This window comes from Bacillus sp. FSL K6-3176 (assembly GCF_038003325.1).
In the GTDB taxonomy this organism is placed as follows: Bacteria; Bacillota; Bacilli; order Bacillales; family Bacillaceae; genus Bacillus; species Bacillus altitudinis.
This window is the reverse complement of record NZ_JBBOOX010000001.1, coordinates 2,465,354-2,486,046: the sequence shown is the minus strand read 5'-3', so window position 1 is coordinate 2,486,046 and position 20,693 is coordinate 2,465,354. Positions and strand designations below refer to the sequence as shown.

At 42.0% G+C, this 20,693-nt stretch carries 22 protein-coding genes and 1 riboswitch; of the genes, 17 read left to right on the top strand and 5 right to left on the bottom strand.

The features are described 5' to 3' along the window. The first annotated feature begins 47 nt into the window (after positions 1–47). From nadB to MHB38_RS12950, 5 genes are all read left to right on the top strand, one after another. A complete protein-coding gene (gene nadB, locus MHB38_RS12970; protein ID WP_202734311.1) occupies positions 48–1,619 on the top strand; it encodes an L-aspartate oxidase in 1,572 nt (523 codons plus the stop codon). Continuing rightward, entirely contained in the window at positions 1,601–2,464 is an 864-nt protein-coding gene (gene nadC, locus MHB38_RS12965; RefSeq protein ID WP_017358129.1) for a carboxylating nicotinate-nucleotide diphosphorylase, read from the top strand. The genes nadB and nadC overlap by 19 nt, the downstream gene beginning before the upstream one ends. After that, on the top strand, positions 2,451–3,560 hold the full coding sequence (gene nadA, locus MHB38_RS12960; RefSeq protein WP_046527122.1) for a quinolinate synthase NadA: 1,110 nt from the start codon (positions 2,451–2,453) through the stop codon (positions 3,558–3,560). Before nadC ends, nadA begins: the two co-directional genes overlap by 14 nt. 131 nt (positions 3,561–3,691) lie before the next feature. After that, positions 3,692–4,882: a SafA/ExsA family spore coat assembly protein gene (gene safA / locus MHB38_RS12955; RefSeq protein ID WP_025207715.1), complete on the top strand. Its 1,191-nt coding sequence runs from the start codon at positions 3,692–3,694 to the stop codon at positions 4,880–4,882. A gap of 133 nt (positions 4,883–5,015) precedes the next feature. Continuing rightward, entirely contained in the window at positions 5,016–5,636 is a 621-nt protein-coding gene (locus MHB38_RS12950; protein WP_008342769.1) for a YhcN/YlaJ family sporulation lipoprotein, read from the top strand. Between the two features lie 46 nt (positions 5,637–5,682). Here the strand turns inward: MHB38_RS12950 and MHB38_RS12945 are convergent, their stop codons facing one another. Continuing rightward, the gene (locus tag MHB38_RS12945) at positions 5,683–6,315 is read right to left on the bottom strand and encodes a LysE family transporter (protein ID WP_008342767.1); all 633 of its coding nucleotides are present in this window, start codon (positions 6,313–6,315) and stop codon (positions 5,683–5,685) included. A gap of 238 nt (positions 6,316–6,553) precedes the next feature. Then, a riboswitch (TPP riboswitch) is annotated at positions 6,554–6,663 on the top strand. A gap of 126 nt (positions 6,664–6,789) precedes the next feature. Here MHB38_RS12945 and thiC point away from each other — a divergent pair. After that, complete coding sequence (gene thiC / locus MHB38_RS12940) at positions 6,790–8,550, top strand: phosphomethylpyrimidine synthase ThiC (protein ID WP_046527136.1); 1,761 nt, start codon at positions 6,790–6,792, stop codon at positions 8,548–8,550. A gap of 30 nt (positions 8,551–8,580) precedes the next feature. On the opposite strand, the gene MHB38_RS12935 is transcribed toward thiC, so the two are convergent. After that, positions 8,581–8,730, bottom strand: coding sequence for a hypothetical protein (locus MHB38_RS12935; RefSeq protein WP_164704278.1), 150 nt, complete (start codon positions 8,728–8,730; stop codon positions 8,581–8,583). Positions 8,731–8,922: 192 nt separating this feature from the next. Between MHB38_RS12935 and MHB38_RS12930 the strand changes: the two genes are divergently transcribed. Continuing rightward, complete coding sequence (locus tag MHB38_RS12930; RefSeq protein WP_008342761.1) at positions 8,923–9,105, top strand: hypothetical protein; 183 nt, start codon at positions 8,923–8,925, stop codon at positions 9,103–9,105. Between the two features lie 32 nt (positions 9,106–9,137). Here MHB38_RS12930 and MHB38_RS12925 read toward each other — a convergent pair whose 3' ends face one another. Next, positions 9,138–9,782: a serine/threonine protein kinase gene (locus MHB38_RS12925; protein ID WP_048001811.1), complete on the bottom strand. Its 645-nt coding sequence runs from the start codon at positions 9,780–9,782 to the stop codon at positions 9,138–9,140. A 238-nt stretch (positions 9,783–10,020) separates the two neighbouring features. Between MHB38_RS12925 and MHB38_RS12920 the strand changes: the two genes are divergently transcribed. The 7 genes from MHB38_RS12920 to yajC all read left to right on the top strand — a co-directional run bounded on the left by MHB38_RS12920 (position 10,021) and on the right by yajC (position 15,037). Beyond that, positions 10,021–10,521 (top strand): intercompartmental signaling factor BofC, encoded by a 501-nt coding sequence (locus MHB38_RS12920; RefSeq protein ID WP_269430751.1) that lies wholly within the window; start codon positions 10,021–10,023, stop codon positions 10,519–10,521. 147 nt (positions 10,522–10,668) lie between these two features. Beyond that, a complete protein-coding gene (ruvA, locus tag MHB38_RS12915; RefSeq protein ID WP_017358123.1) occupies positions 10,669–11,274 on the top strand; it encodes a Holliday junction branch migration protein RuvA in 606 nt (201 codons plus the stop codon). Between the two features lie 11 nt (positions 11,275–11,285). After that, entirely contained in the window at positions 11,286–12,290 is a 1,005-nt protein-coding gene (gene ruvB / locus MHB38_RS12910; RefSeq protein WP_007501501.1) for a Holliday junction branch migration DNA helicase RuvB, read from the top strand. Beyond that, positions 12,283–12,483, top strand: a complete 201-nt coding sequence (locus MHB38_RS12905) for a DUF2905 domain-containing protein (protein ID WP_008342752.1) — start codon at positions 12,283–12,285, stop codon at positions 12,481–12,483. Before ruvB ends, MHB38_RS12905 begins: the two co-directional genes overlap by 8 nt. A gap of 34 nt (positions 12,484–12,517) precedes the next feature. Further along, entirely contained in the window at positions 12,518–13,546 is a 1,029-nt protein-coding gene (gene queA / locus MHB38_RS12900) for a tRNA preQ1(34) S-adenosylmethionine ribosyltransferase-isomerase QueA (RefSeq protein ID WP_007501498.1), read from the top strand. 31 nt (positions 13,547–13,577) lie between these two features. Then, entirely contained in the window at positions 13,578–14,723 is a 1,146-nt protein-coding gene (gene tgt, locus MHB38_RS12895) for a tRNA guanosine(34) transglycosylase Tgt (RefSeq protein WP_008342748.1), read from the top strand. 47 nt (positions 14,724–14,770) lie between these two features. Continuing rightward, complete coding sequence (gene yajC, locus MHB38_RS12890) at positions 14,771–15,037, top strand: preprotein translocase subunit YajC (protein WP_003216659.1); 267 nt, start codon at positions 14,771–14,773, stop codon at positions 15,035–15,037. 49 nt (positions 15,038–15,086) lie between these two features. On the opposite strand, the gene MHB38_RS12885 is transcribed toward yajC, so the two are convergent. After that, a complete protein-coding gene (locus tag MHB38_RS12885) occupies positions 15,087–15,464 on the bottom strand; it encodes a TIGR04086 family membrane protein (protein ID WP_007501492.1) in 378 nt (125 codons plus the stop codon). A 165-nt stretch (positions 15,465–15,629) separates the two neighbouring features. On the opposite strand from MHB38_RS12885, the gene MHB38_RS12880 reads away from it, so the two are divergent. Further along, entirely contained in the window at positions 15,630–16,292 is a 663-nt protein-coding gene (locus tag MHB38_RS12880) for a DUF421 domain-containing protein (protein WP_017358120.1), read from the top strand. Position 16,293: 1 nt separating this feature from the next. Here MHB38_RS12880 and spoVB read toward each other — a convergent pair whose 3' ends face one another. Further along, positions 16,294–17,844, bottom strand: a complete 1,551-nt coding sequence (gene spoVB / locus MHB38_RS12875; RefSeq protein ID WP_041090916.1) for a stage V sporulation protein B — start codon at positions 17,842–17,844, stop codon at positions 16,294–16,296. 116 nt (positions 17,845–17,960) lie between these two features. Here spoVB and MHB38_RS12870 point away from each other — a divergent pair, with 116 nt between their 5' ends. Together MHB38_RS12870 and secDF are read left to right on the top strand one after the other, a co-directional pair. Then, positions 17,961–18,257: a post-transcriptional regulator gene (locus MHB38_RS12870; RefSeq protein WP_003216788.1), complete on the top strand. Its 297-nt coding sequence runs from the start codon at positions 17,961–17,963 to the stop codon at positions 18,255–18,257. A gap of 41 nt (positions 18,258–18,298) precedes the next feature. Further along, on the top strand, positions 18,299–20,527 hold the full coding sequence (gene secDF / locus MHB38_RS12865; RefSeq protein WP_048001809.1) for a protein translocase subunit SecDF: 2,229 nt from the start codon (positions 18,299–18,301) through the stop codon (positions 20,525–20,527). Positions 20,528–20,693 lie beyond the last annotated feature (166 nt).

Sequence of the window (20,693 nt, the reverse complement as noted above, 5' to 3'; positions counted from 1 at the left end):
TGTAATGATATGTGTCAAGACAGGTGTAAATGACAGGAGGGGCGATTGTGTCATCTATCAAAAAAGTCATTGTGGTGGGGTCGGGCATTGCGGCTCTTTCATTTGTGAATACGATCTCAGAGAACTGCCAAGTCATCATGATGACAAAAAAACAATTTTCCTCTAGTAATTCCATGCTTGCACAAGGGGGAATCGCTGCAGCCTTTTCCGTACATGATTCTGTCGATCAGCATGTGCAAGACACTTTAGCTGCGGGGTGTGGTCACAATGATGACAAAACTGTACAGGAGATCGTCCGTCATGGAAAAGATCTTGTAAAGAAGCTCGTAGAAGAGGGCTGCCCATTTGATCGAGATGAAACGGGAATCCCGCAGTTAGGTAAAGAGGGAGCCCATACGACCCATCGTATTCTGCATGCAGGAGGAGATCAAACGGGAAAAACCCTCGTGCAGTTTTTGAAAGGGAAGCTCGGCTCACACATTCATGTATACGAAAACCATCATGTCATGGATCTATTAGTTCATGAAGGGATATGTACCGGTGTTGTGTGGAAAGACGAGAAAGGTCATGTACATACAATGACCGCGGATGCAGTTGTATTATCCACTGGCGGCTGTGGATCCTTATATGAAACAAACACAAATGATCCGTCTGTGACAGGAGATGGTCTGATGATGGCCTATCGCGCAGGGGCACAGCTAGTAGATCTCGAATTTGTGCAATTCCATCCGACCCTTTTGACCACTTCAGGTAAAGCGATCGGTCTCGTATCAGAGGCAGTCAGGGGAGAGGGCGCCTATTTAGAAGATGAATCAGGCAGACGGATCATGAAAGGAATCCACCCGCAGAGCGATTTAGCGCCTAGAGATGTGGTGGCAAGGACTATTTTCCATGAGCAGCAACTCGGTCATTCCATTTATCTGAACATCCGTGACATTCCGCATTTTTCTGCACGTTTTCCTGCGATTGCTTCGATGTGTCAGCGTGCGGGAGTTGATATGGCAAGCGGAAGGCTGCCAGTTTCACCCGGTATGCACTTTTTAATGGGTGGAATTAAGGTGAATGAACATGGAGAAACAACAGTTCCATCACTTTTTGCCATTGGTGAAGCAGCTTGTACAGGTTTACACGGCGCCAATCGACTGGCAAGTAATTCGCTCTTAGAAGGTCTCGTTTTAGGAAACAACGCAGCACGGTATATTGAGCGGTTGCAAGCCCGGCAAGATAAAAACCTTGCTCCTTCCATTCAAGAAGTATGGTCTGTCCCAACGGTGTCACTGGCTCAGCTCAGAAAATGGATGACAGCATATGCCGCAATTGTGAGAGATGAGAAAGGCTTACAGACTTTGCTCGATCATTTAGAACAAGTCTCTTTTCAGCAAATCAATGTGAAGAATATCACAAATGAACAGATCGAAATAACGAATCAATGGGCTTTAGCCATATGCCTTGTCAAATCCGCATTACTCCGAACAGAAAGCAGGGGCGGTCATTATCGCGTCGATTATCCAAATCGGCACGATGCTTCGTGGCGAGCAAAACAGATTGTACATGAACAGGGCCATATTTATACCGTAAAAAATGAAAGGATTGGTGCCAAATGGAACGTTTACAGTTAAAGCAAATGCTCACTCATTTTTTAAAAGAAGATATTGGGTTTGGAGATGTATCCGCTGATGCCATCTTTGGAGACAAGAAAGGAACAGCTTACATCATGGCGAAACAATCAGGCGTATTGGCCGGGACACAAGTCATTGATATGGGATACAAACTGCTGAATGAACAAGTTCAAACTGAGCTGTTTTTCCAGGAAGGTGATTGGATTCATGAAGGGGCTGTACTGGCACAAATAACTGGCCCCGTCAACGACTTGCTGAAAGGGGAGCGGGTGGTGTTGAATATCCTGCAAAGAATGACAGGGATTGCTACACTAACGCATGAAGCAGTAGAGCGATTAGCTGATCCATCTATTACGATATGTGATACGAGAAAGACGACACCCGGATTGCGCATGCTGGAGAAGTACGCAGTAAAAGTCGGAGGCGGAAAGAATCATCGTTTCGGCTTATCCGATGGGGTGATGATTAAAGATAATCATATTGCGGCTTGTGGTTCTATCAGGGAAGCTGTGGAGAAAGCAAGAGCATACGCCGGTCATATGGTGAAAATTGAAGTGGAAATTGAATCAGAAGCACAGCTGATGGAAGCCATTGAAGCCAAAGCAGATGTCATCATGTTTGACAACTGCTCTCCAGACGAAGTGAAGCGCTTTAAACAAATGACCCCTGAAACCATATTGACAGAGGCATCAGGCGGCATCACGTTAGAGAATGTGGCTAACTACCGGGGGACAGGTGTAGACCTTATTTCACTTGGATTCCTCACACATTCTGCTCCATCATTCGATTTTAGTATGAATATGGAATTCAGCCATAAAGGGGGAACGACTCATGTCCATGCTTGATGTGTTAGCAGCACAGCATACAGCCATGATGCCAGATGAATATAAACAGCGCACTTATGATGAAATGAAAGAGAAAGTATTAGAGATTAAACGCGCCTTTGGATCAAAGCTTTTTATACCGGGTCATCATTATCAAAAAGATGAAGTCATCCAATTTGCTGATGTGACAGGTGATTCATTGCAGCTTGCACAAATTGCTGCTGACAATCACGAAGCAGAATACATTGTATTTTGCGGGGTTCATTTTATGGCAGAAACGGCCGATATGCTATCAAAAAAGAATCAGCACGTCTTTTTGCCAGATATGAGAGCAGGTTGTTCAATGGCAGATATGGCGAATATGAAACAAACAGACAGGGCGTGGGATCAGCTCACTGAGCTGTTTGGAGATACGATCCTTCCGCTGACTTATGTAAACTCAACGGCTGATATTAAAGCATTTGTCGGCAAGCATGGCGGATCGACTGTCACATCTTCAAACGCTAAAAAAGTATTGGAGTGGGCGCTGACCCAAAAAGAGCGGATTCTTTTTCTACCTGATCAGCATTTAGGGCGTAACACGGCCTATGATTTAGGGATTCCGCTAGAGGAAATGGCTGTCTGGGATCAAATAGAAGAAAAGCTCATCACCGACCAACCGCTTCATCGAATCAAAATGATTTTATGGAAAGGTCATTGCTCTGTTCATGAGAAATTTACCATTGAGAATATTGAACAAACGAGAAAACGTGACCGTGACATACAGATTCTTGTTCATCCAGAGTGTACGCATGAAGTCGTAAAGGCTTCTGATCTAGCTGGTTCAACGAAATTTATTATTGATACGATCAAGCAGGCACCAGCAGGAAGTAAGTGGGCCATTGGAACAGAAATGAATTTAGTGAAACGCATCATTGACCAGCACCCTGACAAACAAATCGAATCCCTCAATCCAGATATGTGTCCATGTTTGACAATGAACCGTATTGATCTGCCTCATCTACTATGGTCACTTGAAAGCATTGAAAAAGGGGAGCCGGTCGGTTTGATTCAAGTGAATGAAGAGACGACAAAAGAGGCATTGCTCGCTTTAAATAAGATGCTCACCATTAAATAATGAAGTGTCCCCTCCTATCAGAAAACAAGTTTTTATCATATTGGCTTGTAAATAGGCATAAATTTATGTTGAAACATATTGTACTTCTGACATAACCGCTACGTTCACGTTTTGCATAGGAGGGGAAAACGTTGAAAATTCATATTGTGCAAAAAGGAGACTCCCTTTGGAAAATTTCAAAGAAGTACGGAGTCGACTTTCAAGAATTGAAAAAATTAAATTCGCAGCTCAGTAATCCAGATTTGATTATGCCAGGAATGAAAATCAAAATTCCATCTAGTGGTGTTCCTGTAAAAACCGATCATCACAAAGCAAAAGAAATGCCAAAAGCAAAAGAACACCCGTATGTAAAAGAAAAGCCAAAGGATGTCGTGCAAGTTCAAGATACGAAGCCGAAGGAAAAGCCGAATGAACCGGTACCTTATGTGCCACCAGTACCAAAGATTGAACAGCCAGTTTTTCCACAAGTTGATGTAAACTATTATCAGACGAATCTCTACCAGCCATTCACGCCTCCTCCCAAAAAAGAACATCATGAGAAAAAAGATCACGTTCATGAAAAGAAAGATCATGTTCATGAGAAAAAGGATCATAAAGATCACAAGGACCATTTTCATCATGAAAATAAGGATCATTTCAAAGATGAAGTGGCAAAGGGATATGATCCATTCATTCATATCCCACATCAAAAAGAGGAGGGAAAAGATATGGAACATAGTAATTACCCAAACCTTCCTAATTTCCCGCAAATGCCGAATGTTGGAGGGGCAGCAGTAGGGGGCATGGCTGAAAATAAAGAGCATCACCACCATCATCAAGAATCATATGATCCTTATTATGGTTATGGTCATTACATGCCAGCAATGTATCCATATCCGCAGCAAATGGTACCCGCTTCTCCTATTTTGCCGGGATCAGGACTTTGTTATCCGGTACAGCCGTATTATCACCATCACATGATGCCGTACCCTTATCCGGCGGCTCAGCCGTATTACCCTGCGTATCAAGCACCAGCTTATTACGGTGAAAATCACGAGCATCATGCAAACGACGGGCATCACTGGCACCACCATATGCATCCAAATGCAGGAGCGAATGCGAATGCCAATCAAGGCTTTTATCCAAACGCTCCAAATGAAGCATATGGCAAGGAAGACTGCGGATGCGATGATGGTATGAAGCATCATCAACCATGGCCTGGACATTATCCAAACCCTGTTCCATATGGTCAAATGGGTGCTTATCCAGCTCAGCCTTATATGCAGCAGCCTTATCAAAACCCATCTGTCTTTGCAAGACCAGAAGAAGACGAAGAAGATTAATGACACAAGGGACGATCTCAATCGTTCCTTTTTTTGTTTATAACTGACAGCTTGTTTTTGTCCTCAACTGTACATGCTAATACAGAGCCTGTTTTGCGCTCATGAGATTCAATTTGTACAGGGGGTTTTTCGTTTGAGACAAAAATGGCAAAAAACAATCGCCTTAGTGCTTCTACCTATTGGATTAACGGCATGTGGTACAAATAACAATGCGGGTGTAGATACACGTCATAATCAATCTGGCCAGCCAGTTGGATACCACTCCAATCAACAGGCAACAGACAACAATCAAGATCATCAAGGACCGGTTTCTGAGCTTATGGAGGGAATGAATGGAAGAAATACAACGAATGTTGATGATCGTTCACGCCCTACACAGGATCAAGTGAGAATGCCGCTTACTGGTGGAGATGGACGCTACAGTCATGGAGATATGAACTATCATAACCAAATGTCGTTCTCTGGCTACGATAAACAAGAGAACATCCAGCGTTCAAGAAAAATTGCCAACCGAGTGAACAAAATGAACCATGTGACAGACTCACAAGTCATGGTGACGGATGAAAATGTGTATATTGCTCTTAAAACAGATGGGCGCTTGACATCAGAGGGTGTATCACAAGTAGAAGAAGCAGCGACTCGTTATGCAGATGGAAGAGCTGTCCAAGTCATTAAAGACGAAGGCGCATTTACACGCTTCAGAGATATGAGAAAAACGCAATTTGAAACAGGTCAGACAGGCATGACCCGATAGGCTGGAATAAAAAAGGCTAAAGTTCATAACGAACTTTAGCCTTTCTTTAAAAATAAACTTTGATCCCGATATAAAATTCATAAAAGAAATAACAGCCAAATCCAAGTAATAAAATACCGGCAATAATGGAAGTCCACTTAATCATTGTTCGATTCATCACTTTTCTTGTTAGGGAAACAATCGTGAGAAGACCGATGTCATGAAGAAGAATCCCTGCCAAAATACCCGCAGCAGCCAATATAAATTCAGATGAATTTGTATTCGTATAAGCATCTGCCAGTACAGCACCAAACACAGATACCCAGAACACAAGGTTTCCAGGTGATACCGCGACGAGCAGCCCATTTCGGTATGTTTTAGCGAATGATTTATTCACTTTTTCTCCTGCTAAATGGATGTCTTGATCCGCATTTTTAATCGAATCGTAGGCAAGAATCATTAAAAAGATGGCACCGATCAGCCAGAGCGGAATTTGGATAAAGGGCAAAGATAAAAATTGAGCAAATCCAGCATATAAAGCCAAGATGAGCAATATATCGATGGTCATACCACCAGCGCCTACAGTTAATCCATGAAAGAATCCGTTTTTTAATCCCTGCTTTGTCATTTCAACCGTGATCGCTCCAACAGGTAGAGCAATTGAGAATCCAACGACGATAAATGTAAGAAATGTTTGCAATCGACTAGAACTTCCTTTGATTCATGTTTGTATAAAAATTCTCCGTTTAGATTAATTATACATACTAGGAGAAAAGGATCAATGATTATTTCTGATTTAATCGAAATGAGAGAGATAGATCGTGTATAGAAAGATGTATATCGTGAAGATCGTGTATTCATTGTAGGGGAAAGGAACTATTTTCCTGAAACTTCTTTTTTTCATTTCTCAGCTATGCTACACTGTTGTGGAAATCAATATAAGTGACTAGGGGTGCCCGGAAATGCGGGCTGAGAGAGAAGACAAGCTTCTTAACCCTTTGGACCTGATCTGGCTCGTACCAGCGTGGGGAAGTTGAAGATGATACATGTGCCATATGAATGGCATACATGTTTTTTTCTGACGACGAAACCAGGTTCTTTACATAGAATCTGGTTTTTTGCTGGTGCTGATTCCATCCTGACCGGTCACACGAAAAGAAGGAGAGAACAGCAAATGAATGAAAAGACAAATGTTCCATCAACGCAATCTTTATTATCAAACTTTGAAGGCAGTCGAAAGGTATATGAACAAGGCTCGAGACCTGACATTTTGGTGCCAAAAAGAGAAATCGTGCTCACAAATACAGTGACACAAGCAGGTGATATCGAAAATGAACCGATTCGTGTGTACGATACAAGTGGACCGTATACAGATGAGGAGGCTCATATTGATGTCACAAAGGGATTAAAGCGCCTGAGATCAGTATGGATTAAAGAAAGAGAAGATACTGAAAGCTATGAAGGGCGTCAAGTAAAGCCAGAAGATAATGGATATCGCTTGAACGGGAAAGAATCCTTTCAAGCTGCCCAGACAGATTTTCATCATATACCGCTCCGCGGGAAACAAGGTGCTTGTGTGACGCAAATGCATTATGCAAAAAAGGGGATCATTACGCCTGAAATGGAGTTTATCGCTTTGAGAGAACAGCTAAGTCCTGAGTTTGTTAGAGAGGAAGTGGCTAGTGGAAGAGCGGTCATTCCAGCGAATATCAACCATCCTGAAAGTGAGCCGATGATCATCGGAAAGAATTTTCACGTGAAAATTAATGCGAATATTGGCAATTCAGCTGTGACGTCGTCCATTGAAGAAGAGGTGGAGAAGATGACATGGGCAATTAGATGGGGGGCAGATACGATGATGGACCTGTCTACAGGAAAGGACATTCATACAACGAGAGAATGGATTATCCGCAATTGCCCAGTCCCAGTAGGAACGGTCCCAATTTATCAGGCACTTGAAAAAGTGAATGGAATCGCAGAAAATTTGACGTGGGAAGTATACCGAGACACATTAATTGAACAGGCAGAGCAAGGGGTTGACTACTTCACCATTCATGCGGGCGTCCTGTTAAGGTATATTCCGCTCACAGTCGACCGTGTCACAGGAATTGTTTCAAGAGGCGGAGCCATTATGGCAAGATGGTGTCTCGCTCATCATCAAGAGAACTTTCTGTATACCCATTTTGAAGAAATTTGTGAAATCATGAAAACGTATGACATTGCCTTTTCGCTTGGGGACGGGCTCAGACCTGGATCCATTGCGGACGCAAATGACGAAGCGCAGTTTGCAGAGCTGGAAACGTTAGGGGAATTGACAGAGATCGCTTGGAAACATGATGTACAGGTCATGATTGAAGGACCTGGTCATGTTCCAATGGATAAAATCAAAGAGAATGTCGATAAGCAGATGGAGATATGCAAAGAGGCACCTTTTTATACGTTAGGTCCTCTAACAACAGATATTGCACCGGGATATGATCATATTACATCTGCGATCGGTGCGGCGATGATCGGCTGGTACGGAACAGCCATGCTGTGCTATGTGACACCAAAAGAGCATTTAGGTCTGCCGAACAAAGAAGATGTAAGAGAAGGCGTCATCGCTTATAAAATTGCTGCACATGCAGCTGATGTAGCAAAAGGACATCCTGCTGCTCAAAAGCGTGATGATGCCTTATCAAAAGCGAGATTTGAATTCAGATGGCGGGATCAATTTCACCTGTCACTTGACCCAGAACGAGCGCTGGCATTCCATGATGAAACATTGCCTGCTGAAGGTGCTAAAACTGCTCATTTTTGTTCCATGTGTGGACCAAAGTTTTGCAGTATGAAAATATCCCATGACATCCGCAACCAATCAGAAGAAGTGAAAAGAGAGATGGAGAAGAAGGCAAAAGAGTTTATCAATCAAGGCAGCCAAATCTATCAATCCTAAAAAAACCTCGCACTCCTCTAGTGCGGGGTTTTATAAAACGGCTGAAATGGCTTTTCTTACGAGGTGCAAAAATGCTCTTACTGCAATCGCCATCGTTTCAACACTTGGGATGAAGGCATCTGTTAAATGAAATAGAACTGTTTGTCTCTCTGGAGATATTCGTTTTTTCTTTTGTTTCATAAAGACAGCCTCCTTTTCATTCAATATACTTCTTTTGAAGCGTATCTAGATAGATATGTTGTGCGAATTTAAACAAAATTTAAACTTCTTGTGTTTAGAAGGAAAGAAGCAGGGGAAACGGATTGAATAGAGAATGAATGAAAAGAGCTGACCGATTCGGTTAGTGAACAAGACAGAGTGGAAGGTGATCTTATGATGAAAGTATTTAAGGTAACATTTCATATGAACAATGGGGAAGTGCTCGATTTCGAGCTGAAACGTCCAGCTACCTATGATGTGTATAAAAAAATTGAGGAAGCCAATCATTGGTTTAAGCTGAATAATGAAATCATTAACCTATTAAATGTGAATAGTATCCATGTAGAAACAGAATAAAACAGAAAGCCGCTCGAAAAGAGCGGCTTTCATTATGCAGTAAAATCATTTCGATTGTTCAGCTGACTTCGAGACAGCCAGTTTTTCTTATACAAATAGGCAATCACTTCAAGCCATAGACGCGGCGCTTTTTTAGGGAAAAAAGGTTTTTGATAATAGGTGTATGCAGCTTTTAAATCATCCCATTGATGACATGTTTTCGTTTGCGTGAAGCGGGCGACGTCAATGACCCTGACGCGGCCATCCTTTGTTAAAATTAAATTTCGCAGATGAATATCAGAAGGATTTAAACCTTTCGCGCGTGCTTCTTCTAGCGCATCATCTACTTGTTCAATCATTTGTTTTTTGATCGGAATTCCTTTTGTCAGGCATTCATAGAAAGTATAACCTTTAATATATTCCATTAAAATATATTGATCTCCAGACTCGTAAATTTCAGGATAATAGGAGGAGCCGGAAAGTTTTTCATAAATTGCAGCCTCTTTGCGGGCGATGTTTCGATAAGAAGGAAAAAAGACTTTTAACGCCATTTTTTTGCCGTCTTTTTTGTATGAAAATACATAGGCACTTCTTCCTTTGCCGCACAGCTCAAGCTCAGCCGGTTTAAAGACGAGCTTATTAAAACGCTTTTCTTCTTGATACTGAATCGATTCGGCTAATCTTTTGACATCTGACATTGACTTCACCTTCTTTGGTTTCAGTTTATGCGGCTGAAAAACGAATGATGAAAAAACCATGTGATTCGGTAGAGCAATGGATTGTATAAAACATAACATTTACGCACGAAGGATACAACGAAAGACGCTCAATATGTGTCAAGACATCGATTTGGTTAATGTTTAGCAAAATGGGTCAAACTACATATGTCATGCATCGATCTTATGTTCTAAAGAGGTGTAAATAGTGAAAGTGAAGATGAAATATTTCGTTACAGGACTTATCATGACAAGTGTACTCTTTTTCGCTGTTGATATGGAAGCAGCAGAACACTTGCAAAAAGAGTCAAAAACCATCAACGTTCAGCTTGAAAAGGTCTATCTAGACGGCGATGTGAGTATTGAAAGACAGCGGGCATCATTAGAAGACAAAGACACATTTTGGGCCCAGTATAAGGGCTGGACATTGGTAGAACAGCGAGAGGATTTTGCCCTTTTTAGAAAGCAAATTGACGATATATCGCCTTTAAGTAAAGCAAATGGATATATCGGATTATCAGAAGACGGCGTGATTTCTACGTTTCATGGAAGGCCTGACGGGTGGGCGGAGCCTATTCATCTCTTTTTTCAAATTGATACGTCCCGCTTGGAAAGTCATGTAGAGCAGCAGCTTGCACAAGGCATTCCGTTTCGAACAAAAGATGAATTTGAGCATGTGCTTGAAGTCATGAAACCTTACCGAAATGAACAATCGTTTTAATCGTATGACAGCTTGCTGGTGTGAAGACCGCAAGCTCTTTTTCATGGGTTGACGATGAAAAAAGGCTGAGCGAACGTATGTTAACTTTTATTACGGTTTTCTCTTCGATTTATGTTACAATGGAGAACAGTCAAAGAGGTGAAAACGGTGATAGAGTTTGTAAAAGGGACCATTGATTATGTGTGCCCGCAATATGTTGTCATTGAAAACGGCGGAGTGGGATATCAAGTCTATACCCCAAATCCGTTTATCTATCGAGTAACAAAACAAGAAACGATTTATACGTATCATTACATAAAGGAAGACGCTTTTTCGTTATATGGATTCCAAACACGAGAAGAAAAAGCGTTGTTCACAAAACTGTTAAATGTCACAGGGATTGGACCGAAGGGTGCGCTTGCGATTCTTGCTTCCGGTGACCCTGGCGCTGTCATTTCAGCGATCGAACGAGAGGATGAAGCTTTTCTCATTAAATTCCCGGGTGTTGGCAAAAAAACAGCACGACAGATCATTCTAGATCTGAAAGGGAAGCTCGCAGATGTGGTGCCTGAAATGATAGGAAACTTATTTAACCACGAGGATCATATCCAGATTGAAACGCAGCAAAGCGCTTTAGATGAAGCGGTTGAAGCCTTAAGTGTCCTTGGGTATGGTGATCGTGAAATCAAAAAGGTTCTTCCTTTATTAAAAGAAGAGAAGAATCTTACAACCGATCAATATGTGAAAAAAGCTTTACAAAAAATGTTGAAATAGGGTGATGTCTCATGGATGAACGGCTCGTCTCAACTGAAGCAGACAACCATGAATCAGCCATTGAGCAAAGTCTGCGTCCACAGACGCTTAGTCAATATATTGGCCAGCAGAAAGTAAAGGATAATCTCAGCGTATTTATTGAAGCTGCCCGAATGAGGCAGGAAACGCTGGATCACGTTCTTTTATATGGGCCGCCGGGACTTGGGAAAACAACGCTTGCGTCGATCATTGCCAATGAAATGAATGTTCAGCTGCGTACAACGTCTGGACCAGCGATTGAACGCCCTGGCGATTTGGCGGCGATCTTAACATCTCTTGAACCTGGCGATGTTCTGTTTATTGATGAAATTCATCGCTTGCAGCGTTCAATAGAGGAAGTGCTATATCCAGCGATGGAGGACTTTTGTCTAGATATCGTGATTGGAAAAGGAGATACAGCACGCTCTGTGCGGCTTGATTTACCGCCATTTACGCTTGTAGGTGCTACAACCCGTGTTGGGCTTTTAACAGCGCCGCTTCGTGATAGGTTTGGGGTTCATGCAAGATTGGAATACTATGAGCAAAGAGATTTGGCTCACATTGTAGCAAGAACAGCCGAGCTGTTTGAGATTGGGATCGACATTCGTTCAGCTGAAGAGATTGCAAGAAGATCTAGAGGCACACCGAGGGTCGCCAATCGTCTGCTCAGAAGAGTAAGAGATTTTGCGCAGGTGCTTGGAAATCATGCGATCACACAAGACATTGCAGAAGATGCTCTTGAGCGTCTGCAAGTTGACAGACTCGGACTTGATCATATCGATCATAAACTGCTTTTAAGTATGATTGAAAAATTTAGAGGCGGTCCTGTTGGACTTGATACGATCTCAGCGACAATTGGAGAAGAATCACATACGATTGAAGATGTGTACGAACCGTATTTACTGCAAATTGGTTTTTTGCAAAGAACACCAAGAGGGCGGGTCGTCACAAGAGAAGCGTATGAACATTTTCATATGGAGGTTCCGATTCGTGACTGAATTCCCTAAAATGTTGATGATTTTAGGTGGTGTCCTTTTTGCCGCAGGTTTAGTGTTTCAATTGGTTGGGAAACTTCCAGGCGATATTTTCGTGAAAAAAGGGAACGTAACGTTCTTTTTTCCTGTGATTACATGCATTGTCATTAGCATCGTCCTAACCATTTTACTCAATGTCTTCGGACGGATGAAATAACGTTAACTAGTTAACTACAGAATAGGTGAAGGAAATGAAGTTAGAACTATTTGATTTTGATTTACCAGAAAGATTGATTGCACAAGTGCCGCTTGAAAAACGAGATGCATCAAGACTGATGGTCTTAAATAAACAAACAGGTGACATCACACATGATACATTCTCGCAAATCACAGATTACTTTCAAAAGGGTGATTGTCTCGTTTTAAACAATACACGTGTATTGCCTGCACGTCTGTTTGGAACGAAAGAGGATACGGGTGCTAAAGTGGAGCTGCTTCTTTTGAAACAAGAAGAAGGAGACAAATGGGAAACGCTCGTGAAACCAGCAAAACGTGTGAAAAACGGAACAGTCATTACATTTGGTGATGGACGATTAAAAGCGGTATGTACAGAAGAACTGGAACATGGCGGAAGAAAAGTTGAGTTTCAGTATACAGGCATTTTTTATGAAGTACTTGAATCCTTAGGTGAAATGCCGCTGCCTCCGTACATTAAAGAGCAGCTTGACGATCGTGAGCGTTATCAAACCGTCTATTCCAAAGAGGTTGGTTCCGCTGCTGCGCCTACTGCCGGTCTTCACTTTACAAATGAACTGCTAGATGCTCTTAAAGCAAAAGGAGTGCATATTGCATTTATTACGCTCCATGTTGGGCTTGGTACATTTCGACCGGTCAGTGCTGAACGCATTGAAGAACATGAAATGCACGCAGAGTTTTACGAAATGAATGAAGAAACGGCAGAAGAGCTTAATCGAGTGCGCAAAGAAGGCGGGCGAATTATTTCAGTCGGAACAACTTCGACAAGAACGCTTGAAACCATTGCAAGTGCTTATGATGGTGAATTCAAAGCGTCAAGCGGATGGACGTCGATTTTTATTTATCCAGGCTATACATTTAAGGCAATTGATGGCATGATCACGAATTTCCACCTGCCAAAATCGTCTTTAATTATGCTTGTCAGTGCATTAGCTGGACGAGAACACGTCCTAAAAGCGTACAATGAGGCTGTAAAAGAGGAATATCGATTCTTCAGTTTTGGCGATGCCATGCTGATTCAATAACATTATACAACAAAGACAGGAGGGCTCATTTTTGTCGCAATTACCGATACGTTATGAGTTCATTAAATCATGCAAACAAACAGGTGCACGTCTTGGACGCGTTCATACACCGCACGGCTCCTTTGAAACACCTGTATTTATGCCAGTTGGTACACTGGCTACAGTCAAAACAATGGCGCCTGAAGAGTTAAAAGCAATGGAAGCAGGCATCATTTTAAGCAATACGTATCATTTATGGCTGCGCCCGGGGCATGACATTGTCAAAGAAGCAGGCGGCCTGCACAAATTTATGAACTGGGATCGAGCGATTCTAACAGATTCAGGCGGTTTCCAAGTGTTTTCTTTAAGTGAATTTAGAAAAATTGAAGAAGAAGGCGTTCACTTCCGTAATCACTTAAATGGAGATAAGTTGTTCCTTTCTCCTGAAAAAGCGATGGAGATTCAAAATGCGCTCGGCTCAGATATTATGATGGCATTTGATGAATGTCCTCCGTATCCAGCAGAGTACGATTATATGAAACGTTCTGTAGAGCGGACAAGCAGATGGGCAGAGCGCTGCTTAACAGCGCACCAGCGTCCAGAGGATCAAGGACTGTTTGGCATTGTACAGGGCGGAGAGTACGAAGAGCTTCGTAAACAAAGTGCAAAAGATCTTGTTTCACTTGATTTCCCAGGCTACGCCATTGGAGGTTTATCTGTTGGTGAACCTAAAGATGTGATGAACCGTGTGCTGGAGTTCACAACGCCATTTTTACCGGATGACAAGCCAAGATACTTAATGGGTGTTGGCTCACCAGATTCATTAATTGACGGCGCGATTCGCGGTGTCGATATGTTTGACTGTGTACTGCCGACGCGAATTGCCAGAAACGGTACGCTCATGACAAGCGAAGGACGTCTTGTTGTGAAAAATGCTAAATATGAGCGTGATTTCAGACCAATCGATGAAAACTGTGACTGCTACACATGTAAAAATTACACACGTGCTTATATTAGACATTTAATCCGTACAAATGAGACGTTCGGAATTCGATTAACAACTTATCATAATCTTCATTTTCTGTTAAAATTAATGGAGCAAGTGAGAGAAGCTATCCGTGAGGATCGTTTAGGTGATTTTAGAGAAGAGTTTTTTGAGCGTTATGGTTTTAACAAACCGAATGCGAAAAACTTTTAACGCATAAACGAAAGGCTTTACAATGCTTTAGAAAGGGGTGAGATAGAATGGATGGTGGTATGGGTTCAATCATTATGATTGTTGTCATGTTTGCTGTGCTTTACTTCTTGTTAATCCGTCCACAGCAAAAGCAACAAAAAGCTGTGCGTCAGATGCAGCAATCTTTATCAAAAGGCGATAAAATCGTCACAATCGGTGGTTTACACGGTGAAATCGACTACATTGATGAATCAAAAGTGGTCATCAAAACAAGCGAAAACAACCGTTTAACTTTCGACCGACGTGCTATTAGAGAATTAGCTGACAAAGGTTAATCCTCCAATACATAGCGATAAAAAAAGAGCGATATCATTCGCTCTTTTTTTATTTACCCCGAAGATTAACGCCAATCATTCCCCCTAGCATACAAATTCCCAAAAAGGCTGCATGATAGATGAATTGTTCTGGTGAAAAGGTTTCTCCAAACCCTAAATATTGAAATAAAAAAACAGTGAGTGAAAAGATAAAAGAGGTCATGGCGCCAATGAGCCAGCCCCGTTCCTTTGCTTTCCCTCCAGAAATCATTCCTCCTAGAAAAAGTGCCGCAAAGGACAAGATCATGATCATCCATTTAAACGATGATTCCTGCATACTTGTGAAGGTAAGCATCAGTGATACAAGTAAGCTTGTAACAATCATCACGACAAAAATAGCAATTAAGCCAGATAAAATGCCTTTTCCTATTTGTTTCGTTTCCTGCATGTGATTCGTCTCCTCTCCAATTGACCGAAGCTTGTCTTTTACTAAAATGTATTCACGGAGAAGAAAAAATAGACATGTTTCTCGTGATAAAAACCGAGGCTTTCTTTTCTACATAAATAAAGTGTTTTGACACAAGCTATGGTGGAGAAGGAGGGGTTACATCATATGCAGGACATCTTAATTATCTCCATGAGAACGATCATTTTATATTTTCTCATTTGGTTTATCTTTCGTTTAATGGGCAAAAGGGAGATTGGGGAACTGAGTATTTTAGATCTTGTTATTTTTATGATGATCGCTGAAATTGCGGTGCTCGCCATAGAAGAAGTTGAGGATCACATGTTACATACAGTATGGCCGATCCTGCTGTTAACCTTCATTCAAATCACCCTTGCCTATTTGTCACTAAAATTCCAAGGTGTCCGGCGTTTTCTCGACGGTAAGCCGGCCCTGCTCATCATCAACGGAAAAATAGATGAGGGTGCGATGAGAAAACAGCGATACAATTTTGATGATTTGCTCATTCAATTAAGAGAAAATAACATCGATAGTATCCAGGATGTCTCATATGCCATCTTAGAGCCTTCAGGGAAGCTCGCCGTTGTTGAAAAAGAAAACAAGCGCAAACATGCAGCGCTTGAGCTCCCTCTTATTGCAGACGGTGTGGTTCAGCATGATCATCTCAAGCAGATCAACCATGATGAACAGTGGCTGATAAAGGAGCTTGCCAAAAGAGGCTATCATGACATCGAGCAGATCTCCTACTGTAGCTTTAATCAGAAGGATTTTTATATTGATTTGAAAGATGAAGTGATCAAGAAAGAATGAGCTACAGCAGCTTCCCAATAAAGGGGATGCGGCGTAGCTCTTCTCGTTTCACTAGCCCAAGCCAGATTAATAGAATGACATACAGCACGCACGTCAAAAAGATCATCATGACAAGCTCCAAAGGGGCGGAAAAGAGTCCGCTCGCTTGATGTTTCATCCATAAACTGACTGCCCCAGTACCGATGATCACAAGGACGCAAAGTCCATATTCTTTTAATGGTAAATGAATAGGCAGCACTTTACCGACAGTTGCCGCATGGAGCAATGTGACAAGGACGATGCCGATGAGTATCGCAAGCGCTGCGCCCATAATGCCAAAGCTTGGCTGTGAAGCAAGAACAAAGATCATGCCTGTTTTCACAACAGCTCCTATCAAGCTGTTGGTCATCGCTGCCCCCGCTAAATTTAATGCTTGAAGGACAGCCTGCAACGGCCCTTGAAAGTAATAGAGCAAAAAGAAGGGGGCCATGAATTTTACATAGACAGCGGCATGAGATGAACCATACATGAAGAGGGTTAAATTTTCTGCATACACAAAAAGGATAATACATGAAATGCCCCCGCTTAATAAACAAAGGCGCATCGCCTGCTTGAGCCGGTATTCGACCGTTTTGCGTTTGTTCTGTTCCATCCCCTCACTAATCGCTGGAACTAGTGCGGTGGAGAGAGAATACGTGATAAAACTAGGAAGTGTCAAAAGGGTGAGCGCAAGTCCTGTCAATTCTCCGTACTGCCTTGTTGCTTCCACAGCTGCATAACCGGCAATCGCAAGGCTTTGCGCGACGACAATCGGTTCTAAAAACCACGAGATATTGCCGATGAAACGGCTGCCTGTCGTTGGCAGGGCAATACTCATGAGCTGTTTAAACGTGTCCTTCCCATCATGAATTGCCTTGAAAAAACGTTTTCGGATACGGATGGTCTTTTTATAACGAAAGGCAATCAGTAAGTAAGCAAGTGAAATCATTTCCCCAATGACAGATGAAATCATGGCGCCTGCTGCTGCGTATTCAATTCCATAAGGCAGGAACGCTGTTGTACATACTGCTACGAGTGAAATTCTTGCGACCTGTTCTAGTACTTGCGACATCGCAAGCGGGCTCATTTGCTGTCTTCCTTGGAAATAGCCCCTTAACACACTTGAGATCGCAATAACGGGTACGACTGGTGTAATGGCAAGCAGAGGATAGACCGTTCTAGGATCTGTCAGCATATTTTCCGCCATAATAGGGGCAAACCATAAAAAAAGCGGCGTGAAAATCAGGCTGAGTGTTCCTGTTATCGCAAGGGACATCACTAGAATGCGTTTTGTTTTCTGTTTGTCACCACGGGCTTCTGCTTCTGCGACTAGCTTACTAATCGCAACAGGAAGTCCGAATTGTGTCAGCGTCACGGCGAGAAAAAAGGTAGGCGCTGCCATCATATAAAGCCCTACGCCTTCTTCACCAATGAACCTTGCAATCACAATTCGATTGACAAAACCCAATATTCTTGTAATAAAACCTGCTAAAATTAAAATAATCGTCCCTTTTAAAAACGTTTGCTTCGTCAAATCACAGATCACCTGCCTTCTCAAACGACATAGAATCATATACAATAAGATATGCGTGTATATCGTCCAAGCATGACAAGTCTCTCGATAAAAAACTGAAAAGGGGGAGCCTCACATTGACACAACATCCGGCTGCTATATACAAAGACCATCTAAAGCCTTTTCTGTTCAGTAAGCTTGAAGAATTCATCGTTTTGGGCTATAAAGATGTAGATTTAGAGGAATTATGGTCATACTTAGAGAATAAGAAGTGGAAGAAAAAACAAGAGTATCCGATTCATGAAATGGTTGCAGATATTTTATCTGTGAAAATTGGCGAATTTATGAACTATGCAACCGTTCAGTCGTTTAAAACGTCTGCTTTTTTGGACAGTGAAGATGGCAAGAATATGCTGGACGAACTGTTGAAATAAGCCATCTAAATGGATTCAGGTGTTTAAGGAGGAAATACATAATGAAAAAAGGGCGCATACTTGCGTTTTTCTTAGTGGTTCTGTTAATCGGAACTGGTGTGGGCTTATTAACGAAGCCCGTTGCGAAAGATATGACGCTAGGGCTGGACTTACAGGGTGGATTTGAAGTTCTGTATGATGTACACCCGGTGAAAAAAGAAGACAAGATCACAAATGGTGTTCTCGTCAGTACAGTAGAGGCTTTAAACCGAAGAGCCAACGTGCTTGGGGTCAGTGAGCCGAACATTTCGATTGAAGGAAACAACCGTATCCGCGTACAGCTTGCGGGTGTAAAAGATCAAAACAGAGCACGGGAGATTCTATCGACTGAAGCACAGCTTTCCTTCAGAGATACGAATGACAAAGAGCTCCTAAACGGATCTGATCTTGTTGAAAATGGTGCAAAACAAACATTCAATCAAACGAATGAGCCGATCGTGACAGTCAAACTAAAGGATGCGAAAAAGTTTGGTGACGTGACAAAAAAAGTAGCGGCGATGGCACCAAACAATCAGCTTGTCATTTGGCTTGATTATCATAAGGGAGATTCCTTCAAAAAAGAAGTCTCTAAATCAAATCATAAGTATGTATCTGCGCCGAATGTAAACCAAGAAATTAACAGCAGTGACGTACAAATCGAAGGAAACTTTACGGTTCAAGAGGCAAAAGACCTTGCGAGCATTTTAAATGCCGGCGCATTGCCAGTAAAATTAACCGAAAAATATTCAACATCTGTGAGTGCACAGTTTGGTGAGCAAGCACTAAACGAAACAGTCTTCGCAGGAATTGTAGGAATCGCATTTATCTTCTTATTCATGCTGTTTTATTACCGATTACCAGGTCTTGTTGCTGTCATTACACTGTCAGCTTATATCTATATCACACTGCAAGTCTTTGACTGGATGGGTGCGGTCATGACACTGCCTGGAATCGCTGCATTGATTCTTGGGGTAGGGATGGCTGTCGATGCCAACATTATTACGTATGAGCGGATTAAAGAAGAGCTCAAGCTCGGTAAATCTGTCCGTTCTGCTTTCAGATCGGGTAACCGCAGATCATTTGCCACGATCTTTGATGCAAACTTAACAAGTATCATTGCCGGAGGGGTTCTGTTCTTCTTTGGAACAAGCTCTGTCAAAGGATTTGCAACTATGCTTATCCTATCGATTTTGACAAGCTTTATCACGGCTGTCTTCCTATCAAGATTCCTTCTTGGATTACTTGTAGAAAGCCGTTATCTCGACCGCAGAAAAGGTTGGTTTGGGGTTCGTCAGAAAGACATTATTGATATTCATGAAACAACTGAAAATACTGAACCGAAAACACCATTTGATAAATGGGATTTCGTCAGCAAACGTAAAGGCTTTATGATTTTCTCAGCAGCCATTACCATTGCTGGAATCATTGTGCTGTCGATCTTCAAGCTCAATGCAGGTATTGACTTTGCAAGTGGTACTAGAGTTGATATTCAAAGTGACCATAAACTGTCAACAGAACAGGTGGAGCAAGATTTTAAAAAGCTAGACCTTGAGACAGACAGTGTTGTGTTATCGGGTCAAAAAGAAAATCAAGCAGCAGCTCGATTTGTCGGTGTTCCGAATAAAGAAAAAATCGCTGAAGTGAAAGATTACTTCAAAGATAAATATGGAACGGAGCCTAACGTAAGTACAGTGTCTCCGACGGTTGGAAAAGAGCTTGCGCGTAACGCATTATACGCTGTCATCATTGCTTCGATCGGGATTATCTTATATGTATCCGTCCGATTTGAGTATAAAATGGCGATTGCAGCGATAATCTCTCTGCTTTACGATGCATTCTTTATCGTTGCCTTCTTTAGTATTACGCGCTTAGAGGTGGATGTCACCTTCATTGCAGCGATACTCACGGTCATTGGGTACTCAATCAATGACACGATTGTCACCTTCGACAGGGTGCGTGAGCAAATGAAGAAACGCAAACCGAAAACGATCGAAGATTTATCGTACATTGTGAATTTAAGTTTACAGCAAACCTTTACGCGTTCTGTGAACACTGTGCTTACCGTACTTGTAGTGGTGATTGCACTTCTCATTTTCGGTTCAGCATCTATTACAAACTTCTCCATCGCCTTACTTGTCGGCCTATTAACAGGGGTGTATTCATCCCTTTACATTGCGGCACAAATTTGGCTGATATGGAAAGGCCGTGAGCTGAAAAAGCCGGCTAAAATAGATACAGAACAAGATATTTAAACAAGAAAGACTGCCAGCTTGGCAGTCTTTTTTTCATGCATCATACTTGTCATTGTCACAACAATAAGATGATATGTAAAAACATTTCGGGTTTCATTGATCTTGAAATGGTCTTTTGCTATAATGACATACGTTTAGATCAGTATAGAAAGCAAGTGTCCGTTTG

Bases quoted from the DNA above. Each gene is read 5' to 3' on its own strand.
- nadC (WP_017358129.1), top strand. From the start codon at position 1,601: ATGGAACGTTTACAGTTAAAGCAAATGCTCACTCATTTTTTAAAAGAA.
- nadA (WP_046527122.1), top strand. From the start codon at position 2,451: ATGTCCATGCTTGATGTGTTAGCAGCACAGCATACAGCCATGATGCCA.
- thiC (WP_046527136.1), top strand. From the start codon at position 6,790: ATGAATGAAAAGACAAATGTTCCATCAACGCAATCTTTATTATCAAAC.
- MHB38_RS12935 (WP_164704278.1), bottom strand. From the start codon at position 8,730: ATGAAACAAAAGAAAAAACGAATATCTCCAGAGAGACAAACAGTTCTA.
- MHB38_RS12930 (WP_008342761.1), top strand. From the start codon at position 8,923: ATGATGAAAGTATTTAAGGTAACATTTCATATGAACAATGGGGAAGTG.
- MHB38_RS12925 (WP_048001811.1), bottom strand. From the start codon at position 9,782: ATGTCAGATGTCAAAAGATTAGCCGAATCGATTCAGTATCAAGAAGAA.
- MHB38_RS12920 (WP_269430751.1), top strand. From the start codon at position 10,021: ATGAAATATTTCGTTACAGGACTTATCATGACAAGTGTACTCTTTTTC.
- ruvB (WP_007501501.1), top strand. From the start codon at position 11,286: ATGGATGAACGGCTCGTCTCAACTGAAGCAGACAACCATGAATCAGCC.
- queA (WP_007501498.1), top strand. From the start codon at position 12,518: ATGAAGTTAGAACTATTTGATTTTGATTTACCAGAAAGATTGATTGCA.
- yajC (WP_003216659.1), top strand. From the start codon at position 14,771: ATGGATGGTGGTATGGGTTCAATCATTATGATTGTTGTCATGTTTGCT.
- MHB38_RS12885 (WP_007501492.1), bottom strand. From the start codon at position 15,464: ATGCAGGAAACGAAACAAATAGGAAAAGGCATTTTATCTGGCTTAATT.
- MHB38_RS12880 (WP_017358120.1), top strand. From the start codon at position 15,630: ATGCAGGACATCTTAATTATCTCCATGAGAACGATCATTTTATATTTT.
- secDF (WP_048001809.1), top strand. From the start codon at position 18,299: ATGAAAAAAGGGCGCATACTTGCGTTTTTCTTAGTGGTTCTGTTAATC.